14 protein-coding genes are annotated in these 18431 nt (G+C 70.4%); 6 read left to right on the top strand and 8 right to left on the bottom strand.

The genetic code is table 11. The annotated features are described in order from the left end of the window. Positions 1–5: 5 nt before the first annotated feature. Genes PCC79_RS11975 through PCC79_RS12000 form a run of 6 tightly spaced genes read right to left on the bottom strand, consistent with a single transcriptional unit; the run spans position 6 to position 5689 of the window. The gene (locus tag PCC79_RS11975; RefSeq protein ID WP_232549383.1) at positions 6–1277 is read right to left on the bottom strand and encodes a cysteine desulfurase; all 1272 of its coding nucleotides are present in this window, start codon (positions 1275–1277) and stop codon (positions 6–8) included. After that, on the bottom strand, positions 1270–2034 hold the full coding sequence (sufC, locus tag PCC79_RS11980; RefSeq protein ID WP_342371962.1) for a Fe-S cluster assembly ATPase SufC: 765 nt from the start codon (positions 2032–2034) through the stop codon (positions 1270–1272). The genes PCC79_RS11975 and sufC overlap by 8 nt, the downstream gene beginning before the upstream one ends. Before the next feature lie 27 nt (positions 2035–2061). Further along, the gene (locus tag PCC79_RS11985) at positions 2062–2382 is read right to left on the bottom strand and encodes a non-heme iron oxygenase ferredoxin subunit (RefSeq protein WP_232549381.1); all 321 of its coding nucleotides are present in this window, start codon (positions 2380–2382) and stop codon (positions 2062–2064) included. After that, a complete protein-coding gene (sufD, locus tag PCC79_RS11990) occupies positions 2379–3545 on the bottom strand; it encodes a Fe-S cluster assembly protein SufD (RefSeq protein WP_342371963.1) in 1167 nt (388 codons plus the stop codon). Before sufD ends, PCC79_RS11985 begins: the two co-directional genes overlap by 4 nt. A 23-nt stretch (positions 3546–3568) precedes the next feature. Continuing rightward, a complete protein-coding gene (sufB, locus tag PCC79_RS11995; protein ID WP_232549379.1) occupies positions 3569–5005 on the bottom strand; it encodes a Fe-S cluster assembly protein SufB in 1437 nt (478 codons plus the stop codon). Next, positions 5006–5689: a helix-turn-helix transcriptional regulator gene (locus tag PCC79_RS12000; protein WP_232549378.1), complete on the bottom strand. Its 684-nt coding sequence runs from the start codon at positions 5687–5689 to the stop codon at positions 5006–5008. 214 nt (positions 5690–5903) lie between these two features. On the opposite strand from PCC79_RS12000, the gene PCC79_RS12005 reads away from it, so the two are divergent. The 5 genes from PCC79_RS12005 to PCC79_RS12025 all read left to right on the top strand — a co-directional run bounded on the left by PCC79_RS12005 (position 5904) and on the right by PCC79_RS12025 (position 13531). Continuing rightward, a complete protein-coding gene (locus tag PCC79_RS12005) occupies positions 5904–8444 on the top strand; it encodes a sodium-translocating pyrophosphatase (RefSeq protein WP_342371964.1) in 2541 nt (846 codons plus the stop codon). A 148-nt stretch (positions 8445–8592) separates the two neighbouring features. After that, on the top strand, positions 8593–11106 hold the full coding sequence (locus PCC79_RS12010) for a sodium-translocating pyrophosphatase (RefSeq protein WP_342371965.1): 2514 nt from the start codon (positions 8593–8595) through the stop codon (positions 11104–11106). Positions 11107–11178: 72 nt separating this feature from the next. Beyond that, the gene (locus PCC79_RS12015) at positions 11179–11862 is read left to right on the top strand and encodes an ABC transporter ATP-binding protein (protein ID WP_342373624.1); all 684 of its coding nucleotides are present in this window, start codon (positions 11179–11181) and stop codon (positions 11860–11862) included. Next, positions 11859–12617, top strand: a complete 759-nt coding sequence (locus tag PCC79_RS12020) for an ABC transporter permease (RefSeq protein WP_342371966.1) — start codon at positions 11859–11861, stop codon at positions 12615–12617. The genes PCC79_RS12015 and PCC79_RS12020 overlap by 4 nt, the downstream gene beginning before the upstream one ends. Further along, on the top strand, positions 12608–13531 hold the full coding sequence (locus PCC79_RS12025) for a COX15/CtaA family protein (RefSeq protein WP_342371967.1): 924 nt from the start codon (positions 12608–12610) through the stop codon (positions 13529–13531). Before PCC79_RS12020 ends, PCC79_RS12025 begins: the two co-directional genes overlap by 10 nt. Positions 13532–13562: 31 nt before the next feature. On the opposite strand, the gene PCC79_RS12030 is transcribed toward PCC79_RS12025, so the two are convergent. Both PCC79_RS12030 and PCC79_RS12035 read right to left on the bottom strand, forming a co-directional pair. Continuing rightward, a complete protein-coding gene (locus PCC79_RS12030) occupies positions 13563–15626 on the bottom strand; it encodes a PhoX family protein (RefSeq protein ID WP_232549371.1) in 2064 nt (687 codons plus the stop codon). Between the two features lie 228 nt (positions 15627–15854). Then, entirely contained in the window at positions 15855–16781 is a 927-nt protein-coding gene (locus tag PCC79_RS12035) for a heme o synthase (protein WP_232549370.1), read from the bottom strand. Positions 16782–16889: 108 nt separating this feature from the next. Here PCC79_RS12035 and zwf point away from each other — a divergent pair, with 108 nt between their 5' ends. Then, positions 16890–18431: a glucose-6-phosphate dehydrogenase gene (zwf, locus tag PCC79_RS12040; protein ID WP_232549377.1), complete on the top strand. Its 1542-nt coding sequence runs from the start codon at positions 16890–16892 to the stop codon at positions 18429–18431.

Below are 18431 nucleotides of genomic sequence, written 5' to 3' on the forward strand. Positions count from 1 at the left end.
TGTGCTCAACGGACACGGGCCACCCCCGAGAAGAAGTCCCGCGTGTAGACGAGCGCCTCGGCGAGCCGATCGATCTCGTCCGGGGTGGTGTAGAGATAGCCCGACGCCCGGGTGGACGCCACGCGCCCCAGCCGCTTGTGCAGCGGACGGGCGCAGTGGTGACCGCCGCGCACGGCGATGCCGCGGGCGTCCAGGAACTGCATGAGGTCGTGCGGGTGGACGTCGGTGCCGTCGGCCGCGGCGAGCGTGAACGAGATCGCTCCCCCGCGGTCGACCAGCTCGGTCGGCCCCAGGATGGTCAGGCCCTCGACGGACGCCAGCCGCTCCAACGCGTACGCGGTAATCGCGGCCTCGTGGTCCCGGACCCGTTCCATCCCGACCCCGGTGAGGTAGTCCACCGCCGCGCCCAGACCGACGGCCTGGATGATGGGCGGCGTCCCCGCCTCGAAGCGGGCGGGCGGCGGCGCGTAGGTGGAACGCTCGAGCGTGACGATCTCGATCATCTCGCCCCCGCCGAGGAACGGCGGCAACTGCTCCAGCAGGTCGTACCGGCCCCAGAGCACGCCGATGCCCGTCGGGCCGAGCAGCTTGTGCCCGGTGAAGGCCACCAGGTCGGCGCCGGACGCCGCGACGTCCACCCCGAGCTGCGGCACGGCCTGCGCCGCGTCCAGCACCACGGTGGCGCCGACCGCGTGGGCGCGGGCGGCCAGCTCGACGACGGGGTTCACCGTGCCGAGTACGTTGCTGACCCACGCCAGCGAGACGATCCTGGTGCGCTCATTGAACAGGCCCTCGGCCTCGGCACGCGCCAGATCGAGCCGGCCGTCGTCGGTGATGTCGAACCAGCGCAGCGTGGCGCCGGTGCGCTCGCAGAGCAGCTGCCAGGGCACGATGTTCGAGTGGTGCTCCATCACGGAGATCACCACCTCGTCCCCCGGCCCCAACCGCAGGTGCTGCCCGAGGGTGTGCGCGGCGAGGTTGAGGGCCTCGGAGGCGTTCTTGGTGAAGACGATCTCCTCGGGCCGCCCGCCGACGAAGGCCGCGACCTTGGCGCGTCCACCCTCGAAGCCGGCGGTGGCCTCGCCACCCAGGGTGTGCATCGCCCGCGCCACGTTGGCGTTGTGCAGCGCGGTGAACTCGCTCATCGCGTCGATCACCGCGCGCGGCTTCTGCGACGTGTTCGCCGAGTCCAGGTAGGCCAACGGGTGCCCCCCGACCTCCCGGCTCAGCACCGGGAAGTCGGGACGCACCGCGTCCGCCAGGGAGAAATCAGGCATTCGCCCGCGCCTGCGCGATGTACGCGTCGTAGCCGGTCTCCTCAAGCTTGGCCGCCAGCTCGGGCCCGCCCTCTGTGACGACCCGGCCGTCCACGTACACGTGGACGAAGTCGGGCTTGATGTAGTTCAGGATGCGCGTGTAGTGCGTGATGAGCAGCACACCGCGGTCCCCCTGGGCGGTGTAGCGGTTCACGCCGTCGGCGACGACGCGGAGGGCGTCGATGTCGAGGCCCGAGTCGGTCTCGTCGAGGATGGCGTATTTCGGGTTGAGCAGCTGCAGCTGCACGATCTCGGCGCGCTTCTTCTCACCGCCGGAGAAGCCCTCGTTGAGGGAGCGGCCGGAGAAGGTGGAGTCGAGGCCGAGGGCGTCCATCGCCTCGTTGACCTCCTTGACCCACGTGCGCACCTTCGGCGCCTCGCCGTCGATCGCGGTCTTGGCCGTGCGGAGGAAGTTGGCCACGGACACGCCGGGCACCTCCACCGGGTACTGCATCGCGAGGAACAAGCCGGCGCGGGCGCGCTCGTCGACGGAGAGCTCGGTGAGCTCCGTGTCGTCGAGGGTCACCGAGCCCGAGGTGATCTCGCACTTGGGGTGGCCGGCGAGGCTGTAGGCCAGCGTCGACTTGCCCGAGCCGTTGGGGCCCATGATGGCGTGCACCTCACCGGGGTTGATGGTGAGGTTGACGCCCTTGAGAATCTGCTTCGGGCCGTCCTCGGTGAGGACGTCGACATGCAGGTCGTTGATGACGAGAGACACGTGCGGAACTCCTGGTTCGGGTTGCGATCAGTTGAGGGGGTTGTCGAGGTCGACGAGCACGTCGCCGCCCTCGAGGGTGACGGGGTAGATGGGGACGGGTTGCGTGGCCGGCAGGTCGAGCGGCTCACCGGTGCGCAGGTCGAACCGGCTGCCGTGGGCGAAGCACTCCAGGGTGCAGCCGTCCACGTCACCGTGGCTGAGCATGACGCGGGCGTGGCTGCACTCGTCGCGGATGGCGAAGACCTCCCCCTCGGTCTGCACCAGCGCGACGAGCGTGTCACCGACCTCCACGCTCAGCGGCTGGCCGTCGGCGAGCTCGGCCACGGCGGCCGCGCGCGTCCAGCTCATGCGTGGCCCAGCTCGCGCTCGACCTCGGCCACGAGCCGCTCCTCCACGTCGGTGACGCCGATGCGGCGGATGATGTCGACGAAGAAGCCCATGACGACCAGGCGGCGGGCCTCGACGGGGTCGATGCCGCGGCTCGTCAGGTAGAAGAGGTGCTCGTCGTCGAAGCGGCCGGTCGTGGAGCTGTGACCCGCCCCCGCGATCTCGCCGGTCTCGATCTCGAGGTTCGGCACGGAGTCCGCGCGCGCGCCCTCGGTGAGCACGAGGTTGCGGTTGGTCTCGTAGGTCTCGATGCCCTCGGCGACCTTGCGGATCAGCACGTCGCCGACCCACACCGAGTGGGCGTCGTCCCCCTGCAACGCGCCGCGGTAGTCGACGTTGCTCTTCGTCTGCGGAGCGTTGTGGTCGACGAACAGCCGGTGCTCGATGTGCTGGCCGGCGTCGGCGAAGTACACGCCGTACAGCTCCGCCTGCCCGCCGGGGCCCTCGTAACTCACGTTCGTGTGCAGGCGGACGAGGTCGCCGCCGAAGCTCACGTTGACGTGCCGGAAGAAGGCGTCCTGGGCGACCCGCGCCTCGTGCTGGCCGGCGTGCACCGTGTCGTCGGCCCAGTCCTGGATCGACACGAACGTCAGCCGCGCGCCCTCGCGGACGTCGATCTCGACGTTCTCGAGCTGCTGGGCCGAGCCGGTGTGGTCGAACACCACGGTGGCGGAGCTGTTGGGCTCGGCCACGATGACGTGCACGGCGTTGCTCCGCCGGGTCGCGTCGCGGCCCTCGACGGCGAGCCGGATGGGCTCGGCCATCTCGGTGCCGGCGGGGATGCGGAGGTACCGGGCGTCGTCGCAGCCGCTGTCGGCCAGCGCGGCAGGGCGGTCGCCCGGCACCAGCACGGTGCCGCGCGGGGCCTGGCCCGCCGCCAGGGTGCCGGACTCGACGCCCTCGGGGGCCCGCAGGGTGAACGCGACGGCGGGGTCGCCGTCACGGTCCTCGGTCCCCCGCTCCTCGAGCAGCGGCCGGACGCGCTGCAGCGGGGTGAACCGCCACACCTCCTCGCGGCCGGTCGGAACCGGATGGTCCGCGAGGTCGAAGCTGGGCTTCGGGTGGAGGTGGGACTCGACGGTCTCGACGGCAGCCGAGACGTTGGGAGCTTCGGTGATGGTCACGTGTTCGTCCTTCTCCGCGGGCGTCAGCCCACGGCTCCTTCCATCTGCAGTTCGATCAGGCGGTTCAGCTCGAGGGCGTACTCCATCGGCAGCTCGCGCGCGATGGGCTCGACGAAGCCGCGCACGATCATCGCCATCGCCTCGTCCTCGCCCATCCCGCGCTGCATCAGGTAGAACAGCTGGTCGTCGGAGACCTTCGACACGGTCGCCTCGTGGGCCATCGACACGTCGTCGACCTGGACGTCGACGTACGGGTAGGTGTCGGACCGGCTGATCGTGTCGACCAGCAGGGCGTCACACTTCACGCTGGACGCCGCGTGGTGCGCCTGCGGCTGCACCTCGACGAGGCCGCGGTAGGACGCCCGTCCGCCGCCGCGCGCGACCGACTTGGAGATGATCGAGCTCGACGTGTGGGGCGCGGCGTGCACCATCTTCGACCCGGTGTCCTGGTGCTGGCCCTCGCCGGCGAACGCGATCGACAGGGTCTCACCCTTCGCGTGCTCGCCGAGCAGCCAGACGGCCGGGTACTTCATGGTGACCTTGGAGCCGATGTTGCCGTCGATCCACTCCATCGTCGCGCCCGCCTCGCACGTGGCCCGCTTGGTGACGAGGTTGTAGACGTTGTTCGACCAGTTCTGGATCGTGGTGTAGCGGACGCGGGCGCCCTTCTTCACGACGATCTCGACGACCGCGGAGTGCAGCGAGTCCGACTTGTAGATCGGCGCCGTGCAGCCCTCGACGTAGTGGACGTAGGAGTCCTCGTCGGCGATGATCAGCGTCCGCTCGAACTGCCCCATGTTCTCGGTGTTGATGCGGAAGTAGGCCTGCAGCGGGATCGTCACGTGGACGCCCTTGGGCACATAGATGAACGAGCCACCCGACCACACCGCGGTGTTGAGGGCGCTGAACTTGTTGTCCCCGGTCGGGATCACGGTGCCGAAGTACTCCTCGAAGAGCTCGGGGTGCTCCTTGAGGCCCGTGTCGGTGTCGAGGAAGATGACGCCCTGGCGCTCCAGCTCCTCGTTGATCTTGTGGTAGACGACCTCCGACTCGTACTGCGCGGCCACGCCGGCCACGAGCCGCTGCTTCTCGGCCTCGGGGATGCCGAGGCGGTCGTAGGTGTTCTTGATGTCCTCGGGCAGGTCCTCCCACGTGGCGGCCTGCTTCTCGGTGGACTTCACGAAGTACTTGATGTTGTCGAAGTCGATGTCCGACAGCTCCGCACCCCACTGGGGCATGGGCTTGCGGTCGAACAGCGTGAGCCCGCGGAGGCGACGCTGCAGCATCCACTCCGGCTCCCCCTTGCGGGCGCTGATGTCGCGCACCACGTCCTGGTTGAGGCCGCGGCGGGCGGAGGCACCCGCGGAGTCCGCGTCGTGCCAGCCGAACCGGTACTTGCCGAGCGCCTCGAGGTGCTCGTCCTGCGTCGCACCGAGGCCTGGCGCCTGGGTCTGGGTCATCTACTCGGACCTTTCTGGGTGAACCGGGCGCGGGACGTGCGTGGTGCACACCCCGTCGCCATGGGCGATCGTGGCGAGCCGCTGGACGTGACTGCCCAGCAACTCCGAAAACATCCGCGTCTCCGCCACGCAGAGTTCGGGGAACTCGCGGGCGACGTGCGCGACCGGGCAGTGGTACTGGCACAGCTGCGTCCCGGACGCGACCGGCTGCAGCGAGGCGACGAACCCCTGCTCGTTCAGCACCTCGGTCAACGCCTCGACGGGCGAGGCGTATTCCCGGTCGTCATCGGCGAACCGGTGCGCGACCTCCTGCATCGTCTGCTCGGCGAACGCGACGACGGCCTGCTCGCCGCCGCGGTCGCGCAGGAACTCCAGCGCACGGATCGCGAGCTGGTCGTAGGACTGGTAGAACTCGGCACGGCCGGTGTCGGTGAGGTAGAACACCTTGGCCGGACGCCCACGCCCCCGCTGGCCGTAGACGCGTTGGTCGCGGGAGCCCAGGTGGCCCACCTCGATCAGCACCGCCAGGTGTCGGCGGATCGCGGCCGGGGTGAGCTGGAGGCGTTCGGCGAGCTCCGCCGCGGTGGACGGCCCGTGCTCGAGGATCGAGCGGGCCACCCGGTCGCGCGTCGAGGCGTCCTCGAGCACGGGGTCCGGCGCGGTCGTGCGCTGCTGGTCCGCCATCACCCCTCCTCCGGCCGTTTTTTGCAACACCATTCTTGCAAATATCCACGCGTGTGCAAACCCGGCGGTCACGGGGCGGGACGGGCGCGCGGCGTCCCACCGCGCGGGCTGCGAATCGGACGATCTGGTGGAAGTGACCACCACGTCAACTACGCGGCGTAGTGTGCGCAGTGACGACCAACGACGCCGTCCGCTGCGATTCAAAGGATCACCCGTGTCAACCCGCCGGCCCTCTGCCCTGCTCCTCGTCACCACCTCCTGCCTCGCCGCCGCCCTCACCGGGTGCGCCGCGACCGCACCGCACGCGTCCGGCCACGCCGGGGGTGGGGAGGCGAACCTGCGGCTGCCGGATCTGGGGGCCGCCACGTTCCTCGGCGGCGCGGTGAACGGCACCGTCCTGCTGCTCCTCGGCCTGCTCGTGTGCCTGGGCGGCCTGCTCTTCGGGTTGTCGAGCTACGTGACGCTGCGCCGGCTGCCGGTGCACGCCGCGATGGCGGAGATCTCCGAGCTCATCTACGCGACCTGCAAGGCCTACCTGCGGCAGCAGGGCAAGTTCCTGCTGATCCTGTGGGCCTTCATCGCGGCGGTCATCTTCGTGTACTTCCGGTTCCTGGTCGGCTCCGGCTGGGGGCAGGTCGGCATCATCCTCGCGTTCAGCCTCGTCGGCATGGCGGGCAGCTACGCCATCGCCTGGTACGGCATCCGCGTCAACACGTTCGCGAACGGGCGGACGGCCTACGCCTCGCTCGGTGGCCGCCCCTACCCCCTGCACACCATCCCGCTGCGCGCCGGCATGAGCGTCGGCATGGTGCTCATCTCGGTCGAGCTCTCCATGATGCTGGTGATCCTGCTGTTCCTGCCCGCCGAGATCGCCGGCTCGTGCTTCATCGGGTTCGCGATCGGCGAGTCGCTCGGCGCGTCGGCGCTGCGCATCGCCGGCGGCATCTTCACCAAGATCGCCGACGTGGGGTCGGACCTGATGAAGATCGTGTTCAAGATCAAGGAGGACGACGCCCGCAACCCCGGCGTCATCGCCGACTGCACGGGCGACAACGCCGGCGACTCCGTGGGCCCGTCCGCCGACGGTTTCGAGACCTACGGGGTGACCGGCGTGGCCCTGGTCACGTTCATCATGCTCGCCGTCCCGCCCACCGAGGCCGTGCTGCAGGCCACGCTGCTCGTGTGGCTGTTCTTCATCCGGGCCGTCATGGTGATCGCGTCCGGAGTGTCGTACGCCGTCAACGCCGCACGGACGCGGGCCCGCTACGCCGGCGCGACCACGATGGACTTCGAAGAGCCCCTCACCTGGCTGGTCTGGATCACGTCGGGGTGCTCCATCGCGCTGACCTTCCTCACCTCCTGGCTGCTGATCCCCGGTCTCGGTGACGGCACCACGTGGTGGAAGCTGTCGCTGATCATCTCGTGCGGCACCCTCGCGGGCGCGCTGATCCCCGAACTCGTCAAGGTGTTCACCTCCGTGAAGAGCCGCCACACCCAGGAGGTCGTGAAGTCGGCCCGCACCGGCGGTGCGTCGCTCGACATCCTCTCCGGCCTCGTGGCGGGCAACTTCTCCGGCTACTGGCTGGGCATCGCCATCCTCGGGTTGATGGGCGTCGGCTACGGCGTCTCGTTGACGCTCGGCTTCGGTGCGTCCATGGCCGCCCCGGCGGTGTTCGCCTTCGGCCTGGTCGCCTTCGGCTTCCTCGGCATGGGGCCGGTGACCATCGCGGTCGACTCCTACGGGCCCGTCACCGACAACGCCCAGTCCGTCTACGAGCTCTCCACCATCGAGGACGTGCCCGGGGTCGCGGACGCCTATGCGCGCGAGCACGGCGTCCGGCCCGACTGGGAGCGCGCCAAGCACCTCTTGGAGGACAACGACGGGGCCGGCAACACCTTCAAGGCCACCGCCAAGCCCGTGCTCATCGGCACCGCCGTCGTCGGCGCCACCACGATGATCTTCTCGATCATCATGGGCCTCACCGACGGCATGACCACCAACGTCGAGAACCTGTCGCTGCTCCACGCCCCGTTCCTGCTCGGCCTCATCGCCGGCGGAGCGGTGATCTACTGGTTCACCGGCGCCTCGATCCAGGCCGTCACCACCGGGGCGTTCCGGGCGGTGGAGTTCATCAAGGACACCATCCGCCTCGACGAGAACGCCACGCGCGCGTCGGTCGAGGACTCGCGCAAGGTCGTCGAGATCTGCACGCTCTACGCCCAGCGGGGCATGCTCAACATCTTCCTGGGCGTGTTCTTCGCCACGCTGGCGTTCGCCTTCGTCGAGCCGTACTTCTTCATCGGCTACCTCGTCTCGATCGCGCTGTTCGGCCTCTACCAGGCCGTGTTCATGGCCAACGCCGGCGGGGCGTGGGACAACGCGAAGAAGATCGTCGAGGTCGACCTGGCGGCCAAGGGCACCGACCTGCACGACGCGTCCATCGTCGGCGACACCGTGGGCGACCCGTACAAGGACACGAGCTCGGTGGCGCTCAACCCCGTGATCAAGTTCACCACCCTGTTCGGCCTGCTCGCCGTCGAACTGGCGGTGTCGCTCGCCCAGGCGGGGCTGGGGGTCCTGGTTCACGTGCTCGCGGCCGTGTTCTTCGTGGCGTCGGCGTACTTCGTGTGGCGCTCGTTCTACCGGATGCGCATCGACGCGCCCATGCTCACCGCGGACGACTTCGCCGAGCAGGCCCCCGACGGGCTGGTGCCCGACCCCGCGGCGTCGCAGCGGCTGGCCGAGGCGCGCTGAGGCGCGCTCGCGGCGGCAGGCCTCCCGCCGCGACGCGCCGCCGGTGTGGAGTTGCCCGCGGACCGGCCGCGAGCCCTATTGTGCAGCCAGACGCGGCCCCACCCGGTACGCGTCGTTCGCGCCCACCACACTCCACGGGGGTCCACCGATGCACCGTCGCACACGTCACCACCGCCTCTGGCTGCTGGTCGGCCTCCTCGTCCTGGCGGGCTGTTCGGGCGGCGCCCCGGCCGAGGGCGGCCCGAGCGGCGGCGGGGAGGCGAACCTGCGGCTGCCCGACCTCGCGTCGGCCACGTTCTTCGGCGTGGTGGACGGCCGGACGCTGCTGACCGTGGGGCTGTTCATCGCCCTGGGCGGCATGGTCTTCGGGCTCGTTCAGTTCCTCGGCCTGCGCACCCTGCCCGTGCACGCGGCCATGCGGGAGGTCTCCGAGCTGATCTACGCCACCTGCAAGGCCTACCTGCGCCAGCAGGGGACGTTCCTGCTGATTCTGTGGGCGTTCACCGCGAGCGTGATCTTTGTGTACTTCAAGTTCTTGGTCGGCTCCGGCTGGGGGCAGGTGCTGATCATCCTCGCGTTCAGCCTGCTCGGCATGGCGGGCAGCTACGGCATCGCCTGGTTCGGCATCCGCGTCAACACCTTCGCCAACTCGCGGACGGCCTTCGCCGCGCTCAGCGGGCGGCCGTACCCCGTCCACCAGATCCCCCTGCGCGCCGGCATGAGCATCGGCACCGTGCTGATCAGCCTGGAGCTGTTCGTGCTCCTCGCCATCCTGCTCCTGCTGCCCGGTGAGATCGCCGGTTCGTGTTTCATCGGGTTCGCGATCGGTGAGTCGCTCGGGGCGTCGGCGCTGCGCATCGCCGGCGGCATCTTCACCAAGATCGCCGACATCGGCTCCGACCTGATGAAGATCGCCTTCAAGATCAAGGAGGACGACGCCCGCAACCCCGGCGTCATCGCCGACTGCACCGGGGACAACGCCGGCGACTCCGTCGGCCCGTCCGCCGACGGGTTCGAGACGTACGGCGTCACGTCCGTCGCGCTCGTCACCTTCATCATGCTGGCCGTCAACCCCACCGTGATGGCAGCGGACGCCGTCGCGGCCACCCAGGCGACGTTGCTGAGCTGGCTGTTCTTCGTGAGCGCCACGATGATCCTGGCGTCGCTCGGGTCGTACTGGCTCAGCACCACGCTCACGCGCCGGCGGGACGCGCGGGCGTCCCACCTCGACTTCGAGCGCCCCCTGACCCAGCTGGTGTGGATCACCTCGGGGATCTCGATCGTCGTGACGTTCCTGGTCTCGCTGCTGCTCATCGGCGGCCTCGGCGACGGCACGGTGTGGTGGAAGATGGCGGCCATCATGTCGTGCGGCACGCTCGCCGGCGCGCTCATCCCCGAGCTCGTCAAGGTGTTCACCTCGGTGAAGAGCCGGCACGTGCAGGAGGTGGTGAAGTCGTCCCACCGGGGTGGGGCGTCGCTCAACATCCTCTCCGGCCTGGTGGCCGGCAACTTCTCCGGCCTGTGGCTCGGCCTGGCCATCGTGGCGCTCATGGCGGTCGCGTACCTCATCTCCCTGACCGGGCTGGGCGACCTCATGGTGGCCCCCGGTGTGTTCGCGTTCGGGCTCGTGGCGTTCGGCTTCCTGGCCATGGGGCCGGTCACGATCGCGGTGGACTCCTACGGGCCGGTCACCGACAACGCCCAGTCGATCTATGAGCTCTCCACCATCGAGGACCTGCCGGGCATCGACGCCGAGATCCGCGACACCTACGGGTTCGACCCGGTCTGGGAGCGGGCCAAGCACCTGCTGGAGGAGAACGACGGCGCCGGCAACACCTTCAAGGCCACCGCCAAGCCCGTGCTGATCGGCACCGCCGTGGTCGGCGCCACCACGATGATCTTCTCGATCATGATGGGTCTCACCGACGGCATGACCGCCAACATCGACCGGCTGAGCCTGCTCTACGCCCCCTTCCTGCTCGGGCTCGTCACGGGCGGCGCGGTGGTCCACTGGTTCGCCGGGGCGTCCATCCAGGCCGTCACCACCGGCTCCTTCCGAGCCGTGGAGTTCATCGCCGACCACATCAAGCTCGACGGCGTGACCAAGGCGTCGGTGGAGGACTCCCGCAAGGTCGTCGAGATCTGCACCCAGTACGCCCAGCGCGGCATGTTCAACATCTTCCTCGGCGTCTTCTTCGCCACGCTGGCGTTCGCCTTCACCGACCCGTTCTTCTTCATCGGCTACCTCGTGAGCATCGCCATCGTGGGGCTCTACCAGGCGATCTTCATGGCCAACGCCGGCGGGGCGTGGGACAACGCGAAGAAGATCGTGGAGGTCGATCTCGACGCCAAGGGTTCGGAGCTGCACGACGCCTCCGTCGTGGGGGACACGGTGGGCGACCCGTACAAGGACACGAGCTCGGTGGCGCTGAACCCGGTCATCAAGTTCACCACCCTGTTCGGCCTGCTCGCCGTCGAGCTGGCGGTGTCGCTGCAGGCGTCCGACCTGCACGTGGTGGTCGGGCTGCTGGCCGCGGCCTCGTTCGCCGCCGCGCTGTTCTTCATGTGGCGCTCGTTCTACCACATGCGCATCGACGCCCCCATGCCCAGCCCGGAGCGCGTGCGGGACGACCACAACGGCGTCCCGGAGATCCGCGGCTGACCCGCCCGGCTCGCCGTTGCGCGGGGGCCGGCGTCCTAGACTGGGCAGGTGCCCACCGAACCCGCCCTACGCATGACCGACGTCCGCGTCGCGTTGGGCGGCCGGCCGGTGCTGCAGGGGCTCAGCTGGCACGCGGACGCCGGGCGCGTCACCGCGCTGCTCGGCCCCAACGGGGCCGGCAAGACCACGGCGATCCGCTGTCTGACCGGGCTCATCGCGCCCTCGCAGGGCACCGTCGCGGTGCTCGGCCACCCCGCCGGCCACCCGGACGCCCTCGCCCGCCTCGGCCTCATGCCGCAGGCCACCGGCGCGTGGTCGGGCGTGAAGCCGCGCGAGCTGCTGCGCCACCTCGCCTCGTTGTACACCCACCCGCACCCCGTGGACGCCCTGGTGGACGCCCTGGCGCTCTCCTCGTTCCTCGACACGCCGTACCGGCGCCTCTCGGGTGGCCAGCAGCAGGCGGTCAACCTGGCCGGCGCGCTGGTCGGGCGCCCCGAGGCCGTCGTGCTCGACGAACCCACCGCGGGCATGGACCCCCATGCCCGCCGCCGCGCCTGGGGCCTGGTCCGGCAGCTCGCGGACGCCGGCGTCGCCGTCCTGCTCACCACCCACGCCATGGACGAGGCCGCCCAGCTCGCCGACACCGTCTTCATCATGGACGCCGGCGCCGTCACCGTCGCGGGCACCGTGGCCGAGCTGGCCGCCGACGGCTCGCTGGAGGAGACATTCCTGCGCCACACCCGGGAGGCCTCGTGAGCCTCGACCTCTCCCCCGCCGCCGCCCCCGCGCCGCGCGCCACGCGCATCCGCCACCACGCGACGCTGGAGGCGTCCCTGCTGCTCCGCAACGGTGAGCAACTGCTGTTGGCCCTCGTGATTCCCATCGGCATCCTCGTCGCCGGGCAGCTGTTCGGCGGACGCGTCGGGCTCGACCCGCGCACGTTCCCGGCGTCGGTGCTGGCGCTGGCCCTGTGGTCGACGTCGTTCACCTCGCTCGCCATCACCACCGCCTTCGAGCGCCGCCACGGCGTGCTCGAGCGGCTCGTCGCCACCCCGCTCACCCGCGGCGACCTCGTCACCGCCAAGGCTCTCGCCGTCGCGGCCATCGCCGCCGGGCAGGTGGCGGTGCTCGGCGTGGTCGCGGGGGCGCTGGGGTGGCGTCCGACGCCGACCGTCGCGCAGACGCTCGTGCTTGTCGCGGCCGTGCTGCTCGCCCTCACCACATTCGCCGCGCTGGCCCTGGCGATGGCCGGTCGGCTCCGCGCCGAGGCGACCCTGGCCGCCGCGAATCTCGTCTACCTGCTCGTGGCCGCCGGCGGGGGCGTCCTGCTGCCCGTGGCCGCCTACCCCGCCGCCGCCCAGCCGCTGCTGCACGCCCTGCCGTTCGCGGCGCTGGGGCAGACGTTGCGCACGTGGGCGGCCGGCGGCACCGATCCGTTGCCCCTGGCGACCCTGGCCGTGTGGACGGCCGCCAGCCTGTTCCTCGCTCGAAAGGCCTTCCGATGGATGTGACACGATCCCGCGCCCTGAAGGGGTGGTCGATCGCCTCCCTCATCGCCAACATGGTGATCATCTGGACCGGGGCGCTTGTCCGCCTCACCGGCTCCGGCCTGGGGTGCCCGACCTGGCCGCAGTGCGAGCCCGGCAGCTACGTGCCCACGCCCGAGATGGGCATCCACGGCGCCATCGAGTTCGGCAACCGGCTGCTGACGTTTGTGCTGGCCGCGATCGCCCTCGTCACCTTCGTGCTGGCGCTGCGCGCCTTCCGCCGTGGCGCCGTCGGGCGGAGCATGCCCGTGACGGCCTTCGCGGTGGGCCTTGGCATCATCGCGCAGGCCATCATCGGCGGCATCTCGGTGCGGATGCAGCTCAACCCGTGGATCGTCGGCCTGCACATGTTCGTGTCGGTCTTCCTGATCCTGGCCTGCGTGTGGCTGGTGCACCACGCGTACGCGTCCGCCCCCGCCTTCGCCCCGCTGCGGCTGGCGAGGTTGACCGAGGTGGTGTTCGCGCTCGGCATCGTCGTGATCGCGCTGGGTGTCGTCACCACCGGGGCCGGCCCGCACGCCGGGGACGGTGGTGCCGCCCGCAACGCCCTGTCGACGGAGTGGACGGCGAAGATCCACGCCTGGTCGGTGTGGGCGCTGGTGGCCCTCACCGTGCTCGGCGTCGTCTGGGCGTGGTCGGACGCGCGCCTGCGCCGCCTCTGGCTGATCCTGCTGGGCGCGGAGTTGCTCCAGGGTCTCATCGGCTACGTGCAGTACTTCACGCACCTGCCGCTGGGCGTCGTCCTGGCCCACATGGTCGGCACCACGGTGTTCACCGCCGCGTTGGGCCACGTGTGGCTGCTGACGCGGCGGACGCCGTCGCCCGCCCCCGCGGGGGCGGAGCCGGACGTCGCGGCCCGGCCGCGGGTCGGCGTCTGAGGCACACCGACCCGCGGCGGCCGCGCGGGGCCTACTCGCCGCGGTGCTTCGGCGCGCCGGACCTCCCGTTCTGCCACATCGTGACCACCGCGGGCCGCGGCAGTGAGCCTCCCCCGTCGGGCCAGTGCGACGCAGGGTTCTCGAACGTCGAGTCGTTCGTCTCCCCCGGGTGCTGGACGCAGATGTTCACGCGTCGCTCGGTCACCCACGGGCCACAGGTCTCCGCGCCCGTGGGCACCGAGCAGAACTGCCGCACCTGGCCGCGGTACCGGCCCGTCAGCGGCACCGCGTAGAGGCCGTCGTGGGCCCCCAGCTGGTTGCCGTCGGTCGAGATCCACAGGTTGCCGTGCTCGTCGAAGGTGACGTTGTCGGGGCACGAGATCGGCGACACCTGGGCCTTGTCAAAACCCCCGAAGTAGGTGGCCGGGTCGGCGGGGTCGCCGCAGACCAACAGGATGTTCCAGGCGAAGGTGGTCGCGGCCGGGTCGTTGCCGGTCTCGGTCATCTCGATGACGTGGCCGTGCTTGTTGGCGTTGCGGGGGTTGGCCTCGTCCACGCCCGCCTTGCCGGCGGTGCCACGCTGGGTGTTGTTGGTGAGCGCCATGTAGATCTTGTGGTTGACCGGGTTGGTCTCCACGTCCTCCGGGCGGTCCATCTTGGTGGGGCCGACCGTGTCCGCCGCGAGGCGGGTGTAGACCAGCACCTCCTCGACGCTCATGCCGGGCACGAACGACTCGGACTCGGTGCACAGCGGGATCCACTGGCCCACGCCGTCGAACTGGCGGTCGGAGGGCAGCGAGCCCGTGCCGTCGATCTCGGCGGCTGGGGAGTCCCCGGTGAACCGGGCCACGTACAGCGTCCCCGAGTCCAGCAGGTCGGCGTTGCCGCGGAAGCCGCCCGAGCGGTTGACCTTCTTGCGGGACACGAACTTGTACAGGTAGTCGAAGCGCTCGTCGTCGCCGGAGTAGACGACCGCGCGGCCGCGGCGGTCGATCACCGCGGTGCCCGCCTCGTGCTTGAACCGGCCGAGCAGCGTGCGCTTCACCGGGGTCGAGGTGGGGTCGTACGGGTCGATCTCCACGATCCAGCCGAACCGGTTCACCTCGTTCGGCTCCTCTGCGAGGTCGAACCGGTCGTCGAAACGCTCCCACTTGCGCTCGGTCTCCCCCGTCGGGATGCCGTAGCGGCGGATCGCCCGGCTGCCGAGCGGATCGGTGACCGCGGCGCCATTCGCGAAGTACTGGTTGAAGTTCTCCTCGGCGGTCAGCCACGTGCCCCACGGCGTCAGGCCGCCGGAGCAGTTGTTGAGCGTGCCGCGGACGACCGAGCCGCTGGGGTCGGCCGACGTCTGCAGCAGTTGGCTGCCGCGGGCCGGCCCGGAGACGGCGAACTCCGACGTCGCGGTGAACCGGCGGTTGTGGCCGTGGCCCACGATGGGCTTGAGCTTGCCGTTGCCCTGGTTGCCCTTCACGGCCACCACCGACAGACCGTGGGCGGCCCACGCCACCTCGACCTGCTCGCGGGTGGGGTTGGCCGCGTCGTAGCCGGCGAACATGAGCACCTCGTCGGTGTACTCGTGGTTGACGCACATCAGCTCGACGTTCTTGCTGAGCGGCAGGAAGCCCAGGTAGTCGTTGTTGTACCCGAACTGCGTCTCCTGCTTGGGGCCGGTCTGCGCGTGGGGGTCGAACGCGGGGGCCCCGGCGAACAGCGGGTCGCCCCAGCGGATGACGATGTCCTGGTCGAACCCGTCCGGGGTCTCCACGGCGTCCGTGGTGGCCGGAGCGATCGGCGTCCACCCGAGGCCACGGAGCCGGCCGCGCGTGGTGAGCGCGGCGGCCTCCGGTGCCGTCACGAACGACGCGAGCGACGAGCCGGCGAAAGCCGCTCCCCCGGCGGCGACGAGACCCGCCTTCATGACGCCGCGCCGCGAGAGCGCGGCCTCGGCGATGTCGCCGAAGTAGGCGTTGTCGGAGGTGTTGGGCACCGCGTGGAAGCAGGCGTCACCGCACTTGAAGCGGCAGGTCAGGCTGGAGCGGTTGCCGTGGATCGGAGCGGGCGTGAGCAGGTTGAGCAGGCGTCGACGTTCGGGCATGGACAGGTTCCCCCTCGTGCGGTCATGGGTGCGCGGCAGACAGCCAACTGCCTGCGGACCAACGCAGGGGGGCGGCCGGGCGACGCGCGGGTGAACGCTCGGCGTCGGGGCGGGGCCGCCGACGGGCATGTGGACCCGAGGAAATGGCGCCATGGCGCCACTTCCTCGGGTCCACATGCCCCTCTGGGTGGGAGGAGGACCAACAGGTCGCCCGCTGCAGGGGCGGCGTCAGAAGATCAGGGGATCGATCGCGGCGGCGATGAAGACGATCGCGAGGTAGCTGTTGGACCAGTGGAACAGGCGCATCGGGTTCAGGGCGGCGTCCCTCAGCCCGGCCCGGGCGCGGCGCTGGAGGGCGACGGCCTCCACGAGCAGCCAGCCACCGCACAGGCCGGCGACCAGCGGGTACAGCCAGCCCGTCCCCGCCACCGGCCACAGCACCATGCTGGTCAGCACGGTGAGCACGGAGTAGAGGAGCATCTGTCGCGTCACGGTCACGGCGTCGGCCACCACGGGCAGCATCGGCACGTCCACCCGGGCGTAGTCCTCCCGGTAACGCAGGCCGAGCGCCCAGGTGTGCGGCGGCGTCCAGAAGAACACGATCGCGAACAGGATCAGCGGCGGCCAGGCCACCGAGCCCGTCACCGCCGTCCAGCCGATCAGGGGCGGGAAGCAGCCGGCCACGCCGCCCCACACGATGTTCTGCGGCGTGCGGCGCTTCAGCCACAGCGTGTACACGAACACGTAGTAGAGGATCGCCAGGAGCGACAGCCCGGCGGAGAGCCAGTTCGCGCCGAAGCCGAGGAGGAGCAGCGAGACGAGCCCCAGCGCGACGGCGAACGCGTAGGCGGCGCGTGGCTCCACCAGGTGACGCGGCATCGGACGCCGCCGCGTCCGCCGCATGTGCTGGTCGATGTCGGCGTCCAGCACCGAGTTGAAGACGTTGGCGGACGCCGCCGAGGCCGTCCCGCCGATGAACGTCACCAGCACCAGGCCGAGCGACGGCAGACCGCCCGAGGCGAGGAACATGGCGGGGATGGTGGTGACGAGCAACAGCTCGATGATGCGCGGCTTGGTGAGCCCCACGTAGGCCTTCACGACCTCCCAGGCGTCGGCGCGCGTCGCGGCGTACGCCTCCGTGTGGGCTTGGTGCATGTGTCTCCCCGATCGGGTGGCCTTGGGGCGGGGCCCGGCACGCGCGCCCGCTCGCTGCAGTCTAACCGATGGTCGCCCGACCGCCTGAACCCCCGCCCCGGTAGAGTCCTGACCGTGCCCTCCACCTACACCAACCCGTTGCGCGATCCGCAGGACCGCCGGCTCCCCCGGGTCGCGGGGCCCGCCGCCCTGGTCATGTTCGGCGTGACCGGTGACCTGGCGCGCAAGAAGTTGCTGCCCGGCATCTATGACCTGGCCAACCGCGGTCTGCTGCCGCCGAGCTTCGCGCTGGTCGGCTACGGGCGGCGGGACTGGGATCGCGACGCCTTCTCCGAGTACGTCCGCGAGGCCATGCAGCAGCACGCGCGGACGCCGTACCGCAGCGAGGTGTTCCGCCAGATCGACGAGGGCGTTCGCTTCGTGTCGGGCGCGTTCGACGACGACGAGGGGTTCCTCACCCTGGCCGAGACGCTGCGCGACCTCGACGAGAACCACGGCACGGAGGGCAACCACGCGTTCTACCTCTCCATCCCGCCGTCCGGCTTCGACCAGGTGATCGAGCAGCTCCGCAAGCACCAGTTGGTCGACAAGTCGAAGCGGACGCCGTGGAGCCGGGTCGTCATCGAGAAGCCCTTCGGCCACGACCTGGCCTCGGCCCGCGAGCTCGAGGAGCGCGTCTCCAGCGTCTTCAACTCCGACTCGGTGTTCCGCATCGACCACTACCTGGGCAAGGAGACGGTGCAGAACATGCTGGCGATGCGCTTCGCCAACCAGCTGTTCGAGCCGATGTGGAGCCGCAACTACGTCTCCCACGTGCAGATCACCATGGCGGAGGACATCGGCATCGAGGGGCGCGCCGGCTACTACGACGGCATCGGCGCCGCCCGCGACGTCATCCAGAACCACCTCCTGCAGCTCATGGCGCTCGTGGCCATGGAGGAGCCGACGTCCTTCGCGGCCGACAACCTGCGCCGGGAGAAGGAGAAGGTGCTCGCCGCCGCCCGGGCCCCCCGCAACCTGAAGTCGCACACCGCGCGCGGGCAGTACACGGCCGGCTGGCAGGGCGGACGCCACGTCCGCGGGTACCTGGAGGAGGACGGCATCGACCCCGCCTCCCAGACCGAGACGTACGCGGCGTTCCGCGTCGACATCGACAACCGCCGCTGGGCCGGCGTCCCGTTCTACCTGCGGGCCGCCAAGCGGATGCCGCGGCGCGTCACCGAGATCGCCCTGATGATGGACGCCGCCCCCCACCTGCCGTTCGCCCACACCGACACCGCGGAGTTGGGCTCCAATGCGTTGGTGCTGCGCATCCAGCCGAACGAGGGCGTCACTCTGCGCTTCGGCGCCAAGGTGCCGGCCACGCAGATGGAGATCCGCGACGTCACGATGGACTTCTCCTACGGCGCCTCGTTCGCCGAGTCGAGCCCTGAGGCGTACGAGCGGCTGATCCTGGACGTGCTGCTCGGCGACCCCCCGCTCTTCCCGCAGCACACCGAGGTCGAACTGTCGTGGATGATCCTCGACCCGATCCTCGACTACTGGGCGGCCAAGGACCACCAGCCGGAGGGGTACGCGGCCGGCACCTGGGGCCCGCCGTCCGGCAGGACGATGCTCGAACGTGACGGTTTCACCTGGCGCAGGCCCTGA

The organism is Propioniciclava soli, assembly GCF_038502305.1.
GTDB lineage: Bacteria > Actinomycetota > Actinomycetes > Propionibacteriales > Propionibacteriaceae > Propioniciclava > Propioniciclava soli.